Here is a 13,917-nt window from a genome sequence, read left to right as displayed (position 1 = left end):
CTCGAATTTACACAGGCATGGGAACCTTAGCACCCACCGAAACTGGGGCCGCGATCGTAATTTCAAGCGATTCGGCTTTGAGTGCCATCCAGGGCTGAGAATCAATCATGTTGGCAAACGGGCTAGAATACGGAACCTCAAGCCGAGAATTGACGATCGAAAGATTTCCGACGGCTGAACTTTCAAACCGCATTAATTCCTCTGCAAGCTGGGTATAAGTGTCAAACTGTCCGTTCAGTCGCGGTAGATTGAATTGCCAAGCTTGAGTCAAATTGCAGAGCGTCCGATCGCCTTGTTTAACGATCGCACCCCCGCCAGGTTGCCAAAGAAATTGTGCTTCTTCCTTTGGTAAGCCCCAAATATTTCGACCCCCTGCGATCGAGCTTTGATCATCGACATAAATATGGGAGACCCAGCTTCCAATCTTGCCACCGTAGCGAACTAAACCTGCAACAGCGATTAATTCTCCATAGGTTAATGTCGAACTCGGTTCATATTTGCCAAGCACTAAGCCGCCGATCGTTTTTCCGGGCAGGACTTGAACAATTTCGAGATTTTTAGGAATGACTTTTGCGGCAACGTTAAAGTCAATCAAATGCAGCGTGAGAAAACCATGACCTTTAAGTATCCAAGGTGCGGGTGGATGATTCATGACTGTTAAGTGAAGGAGTGCGATCGTACCCTAAAAAACTCCGATCTGCTTTACCTCTATCTTGGGACGCAGAATATCAATAAAAACTTACTTCAATTTAGTAGATATGGTTTTACGAGAATTGCCTTAAATTACGAGTATTCTCAGCTTGAAACCTATGTCTGATTCGCCTCGTCCTGAAGAAAACATCTTCTCTGAATTTGCCAAACTTGTTGTAGGAACTCAGCTTGACGAGTTTAGGAAAGTTGCTGTGTCTGCAAGAACTAATCTAGTTAAATTATTTCAGGGCGAAGTAGAAAATATTTCTTTTGCAGGGCGCAACATTGTTAAAGATGAAATTCAGGTTCAGGAAGTAGAAGTTCAAGCTGACCAGATTTCTGTTGATCCGCTCAGCATTCTGTTAGGAAAAATTCGGCTAAGCGAACCGATCGATAGTCATATTCGACTCGTTCTTTCTGAAGATAATCTGAATCGAAACATGAATTCAGATTATGTTAAAGGCTTTCTTCAACCGATTGAATTAAACGTTGAAGGCAAAACTGTGTTTTTAGAATTGAAGCCTCCGTTCAGCCTTCGGTTACTAAGTAATAACAGAATGCGCTTCACCGGAGATGCGATCATTCGGAGCGCGAGGAATATACAAACGATCGGTTTTAGCGCTGTTGTTTGTCCGCGGACTGAAATCGAACCTATCAAAATGGAATCATTTTATTGCACCCCGAATGATGGTCAATCGATTCCACTCATGATTGCTTTAATGCAATGGATGCAAACCTTAGTTAGTCAGCCTTACCTTGAATTTGCCGGAATTGCGTTTCAGGTTAAATTGCTCTCAATTCAGAATAAAGAATTAACGACAGAAATCGAAATTCACGCGTCTCAAATGCCAACCCTTTAGTCTAACTTAGTCGGACTTTTTTCTGCTCACGCTTATAAATTTTCATTTCATCTGTGATTTGTCGCACAACATCTGGGAATCTTAACAAGGACAGTGATGTGTAAGACGGACTCCGGTGATGAGCCACGCTCAAGATGTTGAAATAACGCTTTTTTTCCAGAAGGGGCTGTACCTGAATAAGACGAAAGCTTACGAAGCAGCCGTTTCTAGCTACGAAGCTGCGCTGAATCTCAAGCCCGACTATCCCGATGCCTGGTACAACCGAGGTAACTCGCTTTACCATCTGGGACGCTACGAACAAGCGATCGACAGCTACAACCAAGCGATCGAGTATCAACCCGGTTTCCCCGAAGCCTGGAACAATCGCGGCAACGCACTCGATGAACTAGGACGCTACGACCAAGCGATTAAAAGTTACGACCAAGCGATTAAATATCGCGCTGACTACTACTGGGCTTGGTACAACCGGGGCATTTCGCTACGGAACCTAGAACGTTACGACGATGCGGTCAATAGCTACGATCGCGCCATTGAATTCAAGCCAGATTACTACTGGGCTTGGTACAGTCGCGGCTTAGCGTTGCGAAAACTCGGACAGCTAGAACGAGTCGTCGCCAGCTACGATCGCGCGCTCGAACTCAAGCCAGATTTTGAAGAATCCTGGACAAATCGCGGCAATGCGCTCTATCACATGGGCAATATTGATGCGGCGATCGAGAGCTACGATCGAGCGCTGGCGCTTCGACCGGATGCCGCAACAGTTTGGTATAACAAAGCCTGCTGTTATGCGATCCAGGGCAAAGCGGATCTCGCGTTTGAGCATTTGCAACGAGCGATCGAGCTGAGTCCAGAGGAGTATCGTGAGATGGCGCAAACCAATTCGGATTTTGCGGCGCTCCGACGAGATAATCGATTCCTATCGATTCTAAGTGTCCGCCCCCCTCGCGAAGCTTAATTGTTCGCTGTGATTTTTGTGACCTGCCAAGAAGCGCGATTCAACTGCGATCGCGCTTTTTAATTTTTCACTGAAATCAACGTGTCCTAACCCAAGTTTTAGTCGGAACCAATGCTTCTTGAACCACTAAAACAGAGCAGGGTGCATGGTGCAGTACGTAATTGCTGACGCTGCCGAGGAGAAATTCACTGATGCCTGATCGCCCCCTGCGCCCCATCATGACTAAATCTGCATTCCAGGTTCGAGCGATCGTGCAAATTGTGTCACCCGCATCGCCGACGTGCTGTGTAAATTCGCATCGAACTCCCGCTGCTGTGGCTGCCGCATCTCGTGCTCTCAGCATATCTAATCCTGCGGCTTCAGCCTGAGAAAGCAACTGTGCTGAAGACCGAATCAACGCTTCATGCTGCATGGGGTAAAGGCTATCTGGCATGGGATACATTGGAGTCGGTATCCCTTCGTCAATCGGGCTAATCACATGCAGCAGCATTAATTGTGATTGATTGACTTTTGCAAACTCGATCGCCTTTTCAAACACGCCCTGACCTGTTTCAGCATGATCGAGCGCAACTAAAATCTTCCGAAACATACCGATTCTCCCAATAGTTTAATTGAAGACTTAATCGAATGCTTATTGATTATTTGAAGTGAGATTTACCTCATCCCAATTTACCTCACCCTATAAGTGCAGTATAGGACTAGAATTCATTACCATGGCTTAATTTTCTCGCTTCTTAACACTTCAAAAATCTCAAACTGTGGCTAGACGAATTTCACCTTCTAGTCTTGTCAAAGTATCAAGATTGCGTTGTCTTAAATAGATGTTGGTCGAAATCATTCGACGATTAAGCGAAAGAATTTTAACGTTTTGGCGGCGAAGGGTCGGGCATCGAATCACGCCGCTATTGACTGTGGTACGTTTGGTTGGGCTTGTCACAGCCGCGATCGCGCTTTGGGGATTTGCAGAACTCGCAGAGACGGTGATGCACGACCAGACGCAGGCATTTGATATTAGTGTGCTGTTTGCAATTCATCGGCTTCAGGCTCCGTGGCTGACTCCAATTATGCTGTTTGTGACTGCGATTGGCGATCCAATGGTGCTGGTTATCGTTGCTGTAATTATGAGTCTTGTTTTGCTGCGTCATCAGAGATCGCAGGCAATGACGATCGCGATCGGCGGGGTCGGGGCGTTGGGGCTGAATTTGCTACTGAAGCGACTATTTGAACGAGCACGACCGGAATTGTGGTCAAGAGTCGTTGAGGTAAATTTCTATAGCTTTCCGAGCGGACACGCGATGTTGTCGATCGTCATGTATGGATTGTTCGGATATTTGTTAGCAAAACGTTATGGGAAATATCGTAGTTTAATTGTGTTGTTAATGTCACTTCTGATTGCGCTCATTGGTTTTAGTCGGATGTATTTTGGTGTGCATTGGCTGACAGATATTATTGCGGGCTATGGAGCAGGATTTGTGTGGTTAATGACCTGCACTCTAAGTTTAGAAATTTGGCAGCATCGAAGAGAGCTATTAAAATCAGAACCTTAATTAATCTTCGTCGAATCGTGCAAATAGCTTCGTTAAAATCACATTTGAGAAAAGAAAGCCTTCGGGATCAGTGAGCTTAATTCTTCCTGGCGTGATTTCGACCCAGGACACTTTTTTGTAGGGCTGTAAGCAGTCTAGAATTTGAGCGATCGCACCCTCTCCAAACCGCTCCCTTAGCTGCTTCAAATCAACTCCTTCTTGCAATCGCAATCCCACCATTAAACTATCTAATAAGTGCTCAACTTGGGTTGTCTCAGCGTCTAATTGTGGTGCTTCAAGCCAAGCGTAATACTCAAGCAGCTTACGCGGTCGAGAAACACGATCGCCGTTCAGAAAACTCGTCGCGCCCATCCCAAAACCGTAGAACGATCGGTTCTCCCAATACACGCGATTGTGTTGACATTGATAGCCGGGTTTCGCATAGTTTGAGATTTCATAATGCTCAAAACCAGCTTTCGTCAATTTCTGTTGAGCAAATCGATAGAAATCTGCGGTTAATTCATCTGAGGGTAAAGGTTTTTCACCCGGCTTTAATTGTTTGCCAAAGGGCGTTTGCGGTTCGATCGTTAGATCGTAAATCGATAAGTGTGCGGGTGAAAGTGCAATTGCGCGATCGAGAGAATCCTGCCAAATCTTGATCGTTTGATGGGGAAGACCTGAGATTAAATCTAAGCTGTAATTTTTGATTTCTGCTTGATGAAGTAGATCGATCGAATGATAAATATCTTCAACCGTGTGAGTTCTTCCACAAGCTTTGAGAATATCAGATTGAAACGCCTGCACCCCTAAACTGAAGCGATTGACTCCGGCTGATTTGAATCCCTGAACTTGCGCGAGGTCGAACGTACCCGGATCAATCTCCATCGAAATCTCCACATCAGGAAGAATTCCAAACTGACGATCGAGCCGCTCTAAAATCTGCCGCAATTGTGAAACCGATAAAAGCGAAGGAGTTCCCCCACCAAAAAACACAGTTCTTAACGGTTCACCTAAATTTGTAGTCTGATCAATTTCTTGACACAATTTATCGACATAATTGACGATCGTTCTAGAATTGCTGCCGTTGCGTTGATCCCCGACTACAGAAATCGGAAAGTCGCAGTAGAAACACCGTCTGCGGCAAAACGGAATATGAATATACGCCGAACTTGGAATGTTAAATTCCATGACTTGTAACTTATTTTTCAAACTCAATTTCAGGAAATGTAGAGCAAAAGAGGCGATCGCTTCTCAGAAATCGCTAAACTTTGTATCACAAAATGCGGCAGAGTGAGGTAAACCCCCCATCAGATAAGCATTTGGGGGCAGGAATCCACGAACAAGCAGGATATAATGATGCCAAGTCAAGCGGTTCGTAAGCCTGACAGTATTTAGCGAATTTGATTTGCATCAAATTCCCATCGATCCGGTAACTTCGCGTGACTGGGTGCAGTGCTTCATCGTTTTGCTTGACTCGCAATTTTCCCGTACAGACGCTCCAATGCGTCTCCAGTGCCATTATGCTCGACGCAATTATCATCATCTCATTTATCCTAGCAGGGGCGGGAACTGGCTTTCACGGCATTGAAGCACTGCCTGGAAGTGTACTGCAACAAGTCTCAAATCCAGAAGCACTCCGCTGGGTTTGTGGCGGGTTTGGTGCAATTTTTGGTTTAGCGATCGGTCTTGTCGCTCAGACAACCTTTCGCCGAATCGAACGTGATGTCCGGCAACTTCCAGCTTATACCCTACTCAGTCGCTCAGTCGGTCTCGTGATTGGGCTTTTGGTCGCGAATTTGCTGCTTGCACCGATTTTCCTGCTGCCGATTCCATCGGAATTCTCGTTTCTCAAACCGCTCACGGCTGTGGTTGGTAGCATCATGTTTGCAGTTTCAGGCATGTCGCTTGCGGATGTGCATGGTCGATCGCTTTTACGCCTGATCAATCCCAGCAGCGCTGAAACGCTCCTGCTCTCTGAAGGCACGATCAGGGCTGCCACCACAAAAGTCCTCGATACAAGCTGCATTATCGATGGTCGAATTGCCGACCTGTTGGATACAGGCTTTCTCGAAGGTCAGTTACTCGTGCCGCAGTTCATTCTGCAAGAACTCCAGCAGGTTGCAGATGCCTCGAACGACCAAAAGCGAGTCCGGGGACGGCGAGGACTCGACATTCTCAATCGGATTCGAGAAACTTATCCCGATCGTGTGGTCATTCATCCCGCAGACTACGACGATATTCCAACTGTAGATGCGAAGCTGGTGCGTCTCGTTCAAGAAATCAACGGAACCCTACTGACCACGGATTACAACCTGAATAAAGTCGCAACCGTTCAGAAAGTTCCCGTTCTGAACGTCAATGATTTGACTCAAGCGATCCGCCCGTCCTACTTACCAGGAGATAGCATTGATCTAAAAATTCTGCGAGAAGGGAAAGAACCCGCTCAAGGAATTGGCTATCTTGATGACGGCACGATGGTTGTGGTTGAAGATGGGCGCAGTTATGTTGGCGGAGAGCTTCAAGTGATTGTCACCAGCTCTTTGCAGACTTCCGCAGGTCGCATGATCTTTGCTAAACCAAAAGCTTCAGCTTTAGCGTAAATCCATGAGTCGAGATCGAGAAAAAACTTGTTCTCTTTGTGAAAAATCCGCTCCTGTTCTCTACCGTATTCAATGCGATGAGTCTGGTGAGTGGATTTTTGTTTGTCGAAGCTGTTGGGAGCAAGTGAGCCAAAATAATCCCTTCTATATTTACGGTGGAACCTGGAAAGCGCATAAACGATAAAATCTCAACGATAAAATCTTTGTGTATCCGGTTGTGCTTTCAGAATCTGTCTTCTACGATCGCTCCTGTCATCCTTCACCCTCTGTCCATGATTTTCACTCCCGCCCAGTTGACCGAGATCCGGCGCATTGTTCGATCGTGTGGACAACAAGCCAAAACCCTTTCCACCCAAAACTACGAAGTCTTTCAGAAGGAACCCGGTGATTTTGTCACCACAGTCGATCAAGCGCTTGATCGACAGCTTTCTGAATTCTTCACTACGCTTTTTCCCAACGACGGCATCATTACTGAAGAAAACGCTGCCTCTCGCAAACAGTATCAGGAAGAGTACGATCGACTCTGGTGTATTGATCCGCTCGATGGCACCCAGGATTTTATTCACGGCGATCCAGATTATGCAGTGTTAGTCGGACTTCTGGAACACCAATCGCCGATCGCGGGTTGGATTTATGCACCGGAACAAGATGCCCTTTATTACGGTGGAAAATCATTAGGCGTGTGGCAGGCGCTCGGAGACGATGAACCGGAGCTTTGTAAGATTCCGCAAGCACGAGTCGATTCCTACCGCATCATTATTGGCGATAAAGATTTCCGCAATACTGCCCGCCAGATCTCTGCATCAATCCCTGAGATTGAATTTTTGCGATCACCTGGAAGCTTCGGCTTAAAAGTAATGAACGTGGTGTTAGGAAAAGCTGAGGTCTATCTATACCTAAATCGCCGCGTGAAAGTTTGGGACACGGTCGCCCCGATCGCGATTGCACAAACTGCGGGCTTGGCGTGCTGTGACTTAGACGGCAACGCGATCGAGTTCACTCCAGAGGTCTTAAATTTAGAAAGTTTGGCGCATCAGCAAGCGATCGTCATTGGGCAAAGAGAGGCGGTAGAGGCGCTTTTACCCCGGTTAAGAGCCGTTCTTGATCCCCAACTTTCGGTGTGATGAATATCACGTGAAGAATTGGGGAAAGATAAAAACGACCTCTTTCCCCAGTGGATCATCCGATGCAGACTGAAGTTTTCAGTGAGCTATTTCCATTACTCGCGGCGGCAAATCCAGAGACGCTAGATTGGTTGCTCTCCGTTGCGACTGAACATGAGTACCCCAGTGGCAGAGCCGTTTTGATGGAAGATGCCTGGGGAAATGCTGTGTATTTTGTGGTTTCTGGCTGGGTCAAAGTCCGACGACACTCTGGTACAGGCGAAGAGGTTTCAACGCTGGCGCTCCTCGGTCGCGGCGACTTTTTCGGTGAAATGGCGATTTTGGATGAATCTCCTCGATCGACCGATGTGATTGCGCTCTCTAATGTGCGGCTGATGAGCATTTCGGCACAGCGCTTTATCCAAACCCTGTTTAAAGACCCGCAACTCCACCATCGAATGCTGCAATTGATGGTACGACGATTGCGCCAAACGAATCTTAGATTTCAGCTGCGCCATCAACCTGCAGCTATTAAGCTTGTCAACACGTTAGTCGGGCTAGCTGAAAGCTACGGTCAGTCTTCTGGCTCAGGGGTTTATATTTTCAATATTCCTGCCAAAGATCTGGCTGATGTAACCGATATCACCGTTGAGGAAACGAGCAAAATTCTCGAAAAGCTGGATAGCAAGGGCTGGATTCGGATTGAGCCGAAGCAGCAGGTCATTCATCTGATAAATTTGCAGCATCTTACTGCGTTAGCCTCTAAAAAGGGGTGAGTTGGGTTGTGGAATTGCGGCATGATGGATAGAGAAATCCTTTGTTGCCGGAGTTGAGCGCTATGAATCACGAAGAGTTTGGAGCTATCCGATCGCTACGTCCAGAAGCGGAAATTTCAAACTCTTCTCCACAGAGTGCTTTGTCGTTTGAGTATGTCGTTGCGATGCCTGAGCCGGAGTCGCATTTATTCGAGGTGACGCTGCGAATTCAGGGTTGGACATTGCCAACGATCGACCTCAAGATGCCCGTTTGGACACCCGGATCGTACTTAGTGCGCGAGTATTCACGCCATTTGCAAGGTTTCAAATCTGCATCGCCCTGGCAAAAGTTAGCTAAAAATCACTATCAGATTCAAACTCAGGGTAAAGAGGCGATCGAGGTTCACTACCAGATTTTTGCCAATGAATTGACGGTACGGACGAATCATCTCGATGAAAATCACGGGTATTTCAACGGAGCAGCACTGTTCTTTCATGTGCCGGGGTATGAGAAGCAACCCTTTCGCGTCACAATCGTTCCCCCGCGTTCAGATTGGCAAATTGTAACGGCGCTGCCTGCGATCGCACCTAACACCTTTGAAGCCAAAGATTTCGATACATTAGTCGATAGTCCATTTGAGATTGGACAGCATCAAGTTTATTCGTTTGAAGTATTAGGAAAACCGCATCAATTTGTGGTTTGGGGAGAAGGAAAACTAGATGTTGATCGCATTGTTCAAGACACACAAAAAATCATTCAGGTTGAGGCTGAAATGTTTGGCGGATTGCCTTACGATCGCTATTTCTTTCTCTTACATTTAACTGCAAATTCCTTCGGTGGATTAGAGCATAAAGATTGCTGTTCTTTGATTTATTCGCGTTTAGGATTTCGGGCGAAAGAGAAGTACGATCGCTTTATGCAGCTCGTTGCTCATGAATTCTTTCATCTTTGGAATGTGAAACGAATTCGACCAAAAGCGCTTGAAGTATTTGATTACAACGGTGAAAATTACACGCCGTCACTTTGGTTTAGTGAAGGAACAACCAGCTTCTATGATTTGATCTTTCCGTATCGTGCGGGAATTTATGATGCGAAGGCTTACCTTAATGCTTTGGGTCAAGAAGTCTCTCGCTATTTGACAACGCCCGGACGTTTAGTGCAACCCTTAAGCGAATCGAGTTTTGATGCTTGGATTAAGCTCTATCGTTCCGATGCGAATAGTGCCAATTCTCAGATTTCCTATTATCTCAAAGGTGAGATGGTGACGCTGCTGTTAGACTTAGCGATTCGGATCAAGCATCAGAATCAACGATCGTTTGATGATGTCATGCGCGTGATGTGGCAGCAATTTGGTAAAGACGAAATCGGCTTCACTCCCGAACAATTGAAAACAACGATCGAATCCATTGCTGGCTTTGATTTAACGAATTTCTGCGATCGCTATCTTCACGGAACGGAAGAACTTCCATTTGACGAATATTTAGCCGCATTTGGATTGCGTCTGCGATCGAACGTCGACACACCAAATTTACCGCCGTTTGCTGGAATGACGGTGAAGACAGAAGGCGGTCGGGAAATGATCAAATTTGTCGAAGCGGGTTCGCCTGCTCAGAAAGCGGCGATCGACCCTGGTGATGAACTTCTGGCAATCGATGGCTTCCGCGTCAATTCCGGGCAGTTTGAGGAGCGACTGAAGGATTATCAGCCCGGAGATACGATTACGTTGACGGTATTCCATGGCGATGAATTGAAGCAGCGATCGCTGACGCTTGCAAAACCGCGTGCAACCAGTTACGGAATTGAGACGATCGAAAATCCGTCCGCGCTTCAGCAGCAGAACTTTGAGCAATGGTTAGGAGTCTCGATCGCTTCACTTTCCCGCTAGAAGTAAAATACATGGAGAAAAAATAATGATTGCAACTGTTTCGCAAGAAATTCTTGCACCAGTACAAGAAGAAATTTCTAAACCATTCACCTTGGAGGATTTCGTTGCCAATCCTCCACAAGACATGGAATGGGTGAATGGTGAATTAGTTGAAAAAACAGGAATGACGGTTAAGCACTCAATCGCTCAAGGCAATATTGTGACCGCGTGGAACAACGATGCGACCGCACATGAGCCAGGGGGCAAAGCGTTACCGGAAGCCCCTTGTCGGGCTCAAAAGCAAGGACGACGACCGGATTGTGCTTATCTTCCCGCACCTCTGTTTGCTCAGTTTAATCAAAGTGCTACGGTTCCACGAAGTTATCCTCTAATTGCGGAAGTTGCTTCTCCGATCGATTTCGCTGAGGAACTGTTTGCGAAAGCGATCGAATACCTAGAATCCGGTTGCGAGGAAGTTTGGCTTGTCTTTCCTGAAGCAAAACTAATCATGGTGAGAACGATCGACCAATCCTGGCAAATTTTTAGCCCCGGACAGACGATCGCGACTCAAAAAGTTCTCAACGGCTTCGAGATTGCGGTTGATCAAGTATTCGCTTGAAAGCTGAGAACGCCTCGATCGCCATCAATCTCGGCTGGAATTCCCACAGGCAACGCTGCATTTTCGCCATCGTGACCAAACGGTAAACCAGATACGATCGGAATTCCCAGATCAGAGAGTCGATCGCGTAGCACTTCTTCAATACTAAAACTCGGCATTCCCGCAGGCGGATCACACTTACTAAATCGCCCGATCGCAATCCCACGAATATGGCGAAACTCTCCACACAAGCGCCATTGCGTCAGCATTCGATCGATGCGATACGGAGCTTCAGTGACATCTTCGATCGCCAAAATCACCCCCGAAAAATCCGGTTGCCACGGTGTCCCTAGAAGATGCGTCGCGACCGTAAGATTTGCAGGCAATAACAATCCAGACGCTTGACCTCTTACCCAGCCTGACCCTTGAAGCGCAGGCAGAGAACGCCCTTCAATCCAATCAAACAAACGCTTTTTTGACCACTCTGGCTCAGCGGCGATCGTCGTCAGCAACGGCGCGTGAACCCCAGAAACACCTTGTTCTGCATAAGCCCATAACAAACTGGTAATATCCGAAAACCCGATCAGCCATTTCGGTTCAACGGCGGGAAAGCGCCATTTTTCCAGCACCCTTGCACCGCCCCATCCTCCACGGGCACACAAAATTCCGCGACAAGCCGGATCATTCAGCGCGGCTGCAAATTGAGCGCGACGCTGTTCATCGGTTCCCGCCAGATAACCATGCTGGTCGTCAAATCCAGCCATTAGCTCGACCTGATAGCCGCGCTGCCTCCACACCTCAATGCCTTGTTTGAAGGCAGTTAGTTCGCGTAAGGTGCCACTTGGCGCAATCACACAGAGACGATCGCCAGGTTTAAGCGGTGCAGGAGGCTGACAGCGTTTCATAAAATCTACAAATTTCGCGATCTATAAATCTTGGGATTGTACAATGCGATCGAGCCAAATTTCTAACCGCTCTCCGATCGCTTCTAAAGAATACTCGCGCTCTGCCTGCTGACGACATTCGGCGCGATCGATTTGCTCTAGTTTAGAAATCGCCTCAACTAATCCAGCGACGCTATCCGGTTCAACCAGCCACCCCGTTTTACCCGCCTGCACAATCTCAGCCGGCCCACCGCGACGATACGCGATCACCGGAACGCCACAGGCTAGTGCTTCGATCGCTACATTGCCAAACGCTTCGACCCAATGCGGAGTCATCAACAACGCTCTCGATTCTCCCAGCGCTTTTTGTAAATCCTGAGTAGAGAGAAAGCCACAATAGTCGAGCGGCGCATTTGGATAGCTTGCTTGAATGTGATTCCAGTACGCTTCGTCTTGAATCACGCCCCAGATTTTCAGCGGAATTCCAGTTTGGTCAACGGCAGCAACCGCATCTTCTAACCCTTTTTCGGGGGCAATTCGACCGACCCAAGCGAGGTGATTTTTTGAAGTTGGATTGAATTGGTACTGCGATAAATCAAAGCCATTTTTGAGATTAAAACAGCGATCGCGAAACGAAAATGTCTCTGCTTGCGCCAAACTGTGAACTGCGATCGTCGCGGGAAACTGTTCAGCAACTTGAGCAATGATTTGATCCATTGCATCGGTCAGCGATCCCATGCTGACTAAATGAGCGATCGGGCGTTCAAAAAATGGAGTGAGATAGAACGGCAGCCAATCATAGGCAAAATTAATCAGCACATCATACTCATGCTGAACTTGCCGCGCATAGTTCCAAGCATTCCCCAACACTGAATTCGCAGGTAGCGTAATCAGGGCATCGCGCCCCTGAGATTGCGCCGTAATTTGGAGATTTCCCGCGATCGGCACTAGCGGAATGCCATCCAGAACAGAGCCTTCAGGCGCAATCACTGTCACTGAATGATTGAGAAGGATCAGCGATCGGGCAATATTTGTGAGCGTCAGTTCAACGCCGCCGCCTAAACCGGAGCCGATCGCGCCAACCGGAGTAGACAGCAGCAGTAATTTAAGCGGATTCGATCGAGACACAGGATTCTAACGTGGAGTGTTTTCCTACTCTACGGCAAACTCTCTGGATTTTTCAGCGTGGGCGCTTCTGAGGGAGTCGATCGAATTCGATTCAATTGTCCCAATGCCCATTTCGCTGTGTCTTGCACCTCTTGATCTGAATCTTCGGTTGCTTGATGCAGCAAATGACTCATCTGCGAAACCATGTCAAACACGCGGGTCAAATCCCGAATGGCATTTTTTCGCACCTCTGCATTCTCATCTTGGAGCGAAACGGCTAACGCTCTTGTCATGGGTTTCAGGGTTCGAGTGCCAATTTCTGAAAGTGCAGATAGAACCAAACTTCGCTGCTTAGAATCCGACTCGACGAGCAGATCAACTAACGGTTGCACAGCACGAGTATCTCCGCGCTGCCCTAGCTCCCAAATGACTTTGCGGCGCTTTGCAGGGTCAGGCGATCGTAAGTCTTGAATCAGTTCATCAACAATGTTGATTTTTGCAAGACGAGTGGTTTCTTCGATCGCAAGTGAAGAAACTGCTTTGGGTAATTCAACGACCTGCAGCATTCCACCAGATCCTGCCTGGGTGGCGGTTTCTGATTGAGAATTCCCGGTGAGCGGCAGAAGCTCCGGTCTTATATCAGGAGTTCCATTGCTGCTAGATACCACTGACTGCGATCGCTCCAGATTCTCGATCGCGCGGCTCTGCTCACTTAAATTCTCAGCGATCGATTTGCGCTTGAGTACCCAAGCCGTAACCGCTCCAGCAATGCTCGTTGCCCCAAGCCCACCCAGAAACAAAGGTGATGCCCAAAACGGCGTTTTTGCTGGCTCTCCAGTTTTGGCTAAAAGCGGTGTAGCTAATTGAGAGGGAACAGCTTGAACTGAGCGCGTAGACAAACTGAGACAAGCCGCGCAAGTGACAATCAGGAGGAGAGAACGAGTCATAGCGGAATCCAAAACGGAAGGTCATAT

The 13,917-nt window shown here is 47.5% G+C and carries 14 protein-coding genes; 8 read left to right on the top strand and 6 right to left on the bottom strand.

The window, feature by feature from the left end; all coding sequences use genetic code 11:
- Window positions 1-7: 7 nt before the first annotated feature.
- Window positions 8-652: an acetoacetate decarboxylase family protein gene (locus NC981_RS17220; protein WP_348244074.1), complete on the bottom strand. Its 645-nt coding sequence runs from the start codon at window positions 650-652 to the stop codon at window positions 8-10.
- Between the two features lie 157 nt (window positions 653-809).
- Here NC981_RS17220 and NC981_RS17215 point away from each other — a divergent pair, with 157 nt between their 5' ends.
- Together NC981_RS17215 and NC981_RS17210 are read left to right on the top strand one after the other, a co-directional pair.
- On the top strand, window positions 810-1,550 hold the full coding sequence (locus NC981_RS17215) for a DUF2993 domain-containing protein (RefSeq protein ID WP_348244073.1): 741 nt from the start codon (window positions 810-812) through the stop codon (window positions 1,548-1,550).
- Between the two features lie 118 nt (window positions 1,551-1,668).
- Window positions 1,669-2,505 carry a tetratricopeptide repeat protein gene (locus NC981_RS17210; RefSeq protein ID WP_348244072.1) on the top strand — a complete coding sequence of 279 codons (837 nt, stop codon included), beginning with the start codon at window positions 1,669-1,671 and terminating at the stop codon, window positions 2,503-2,505.
- Window positions 2,506-2,581: 76 nt separating this feature from the next.
- Here the strand turns inward: NC981_RS17210 and NC981_RS17205 are convergent, their stop codons facing one another.
- Window positions 2,582-3,094 carry a universal stress protein gene (locus tag NC981_RS17205; protein WP_190379477.1) on the bottom strand — a complete coding sequence of 171 codons (513 nt, stop codon included), beginning with the start codon at window positions 3,092-3,094 and terminating at the stop codon, window positions 2,582-2,584.
- Window positions 3,095-3,326: 232 nt separating this feature from the next.
- On the opposite strand from NC981_RS17205, the gene NC981_RS17200 reads away from it, so the two are divergent.
- On the top strand, window positions 3,327-4,052 hold the full coding sequence (locus NC981_RS17200; RefSeq protein WP_348244071.1) for a phosphatase PAP2 family protein: 726 nt from the start codon (window positions 3,327-3,329) through the stop codon (window positions 4,050-4,052).
- Here NC981_RS17200 and hemW read toward each other — a convergent pair whose 3' ends face one another.
- Window positions 4,053-5,219: a radical SAM family heme chaperone HemW gene (gene hemW / locus NC981_RS17195; protein WP_348244232.1), complete on the bottom strand. Its 1,167-nt coding sequence runs from the start codon at window positions 5,217-5,219 to the stop codon at window positions 4,053-4,055.
- Between the two features lie 332 nt (window positions 5,220-5,551).
- On the opposite strand from hemW, the gene NC981_RS17190 reads away from it, so the two are divergent.
- The 5 genes from NC981_RS17190 to NC981_RS17170 all read left to right on the top strand — a co-directional run bounded on the left by NC981_RS17190 (window position 5,552) and on the right by NC981_RS17170 (window position 10,973).
- A complete protein-coding gene (locus NC981_RS17190) occupies window positions 5,552-6,631 on the top strand; it encodes a PIN/TRAM domain-containing protein (RefSeq protein WP_348244070.1) in 1,080 nt (359 codons plus the stop codon).
- Window positions 6,632-6,903: 272 nt separating this feature from the next.
- The gene (locus tag NC981_RS17185; protein ID WP_348244069.1) at window positions 6,904-7,755 is read left to right on the top strand and encodes an inositol monophosphatase family protein; all 852 of its coding nucleotides are present in this window, start codon (window positions 6,904-6,906) and stop codon (window positions 7,753-7,755) included.
- A 62-nt stretch (window positions 7,756-7,817) separates the two neighbouring features.
- Entirely contained in the window at window positions 7,818-8,510 is a 693-nt protein-coding gene (locus NC981_RS17180; RefSeq protein ID WP_348244068.1) for a Crp/Fnr family transcriptional regulator, read from the top strand.
- 62 nt (window positions 8,511-8,572) lie between these two features.
- The gene (locus NC981_RS17175; RefSeq protein WP_348244067.1) at window positions 8,573-10,375 is read left to right on the top strand and encodes a M61 family metallopeptidase; all 1,803 of its coding nucleotides are present in this window, start codon (window positions 8,573-8,575) and stop codon (window positions 10,373-10,375) included.
- 25 nt (window positions 10,376-10,400) lie between these two features.
- Window positions 10,401-10,973 carry a Uma2 family endonuclease gene (locus NC981_RS17170; protein ID WP_348244066.1) on the top strand — a complete coding sequence of 191 codons (573 nt, stop codon included), beginning with the start codon at window positions 10,401-10,403 and terminating at the stop codon, window positions 10,971-10,973.
- Here the strand turns inward: NC981_RS17170 and NC981_RS17165 are convergent.
- From NC981_RS17165 to NC981_RS17155, 3 genes are read right to left on the bottom strand one after another with little or no spacing between them, the layout of a single operon-like run.
- On the bottom strand, window positions 10,958-11,857 hold the full coding sequence (locus tag NC981_RS17165) for an LD-carboxypeptidase (RefSeq protein ID WP_348244065.1): 900 nt from the start codon (window positions 11,855-11,857) through the stop codon (window positions 10,958-10,960). The two genes, NC981_RS17170 and NC981_RS17165, sit on opposite strands and share 16 nt — an antisense overlap.
- Window positions 11,858-11,878: 21 nt before the next feature.
- A complete protein-coding gene (locus NC981_RS17160; protein ID WP_348244064.1) occupies window positions 11,879-12,964 on the bottom strand; it encodes a glycosyltransferase family 4 protein in 1,086 nt (361 codons plus the stop codon).
- A 29-nt stretch (window positions 12,965-12,993) separates the two neighbouring features.
- Window positions 12,994-13,890, bottom strand: coding sequence for a HEAT repeat domain-containing protein (locus NC981_RS17155; protein WP_348244063.1), 897 nt, complete (start codon window positions 13,888-13,890; stop codon window positions 12,994-12,996).
- Window positions 13,891-13,917: the final 27 nt, after the last annotated feature.

The sequence above is a fragment of the Leptolyngbya sp. DQ-M1 genome, assembly GCF_039962505.1.
Classification (GTDB): domain Bacteria; phylum Cyanobacteriota; class Cyanobacteriia; order Leptolyngbyales; family Leptolyngbyaceae; genus Leptolyngbya.
This window is presented reverse-complemented; position numbering and strand designations above follow the sequence as displayed.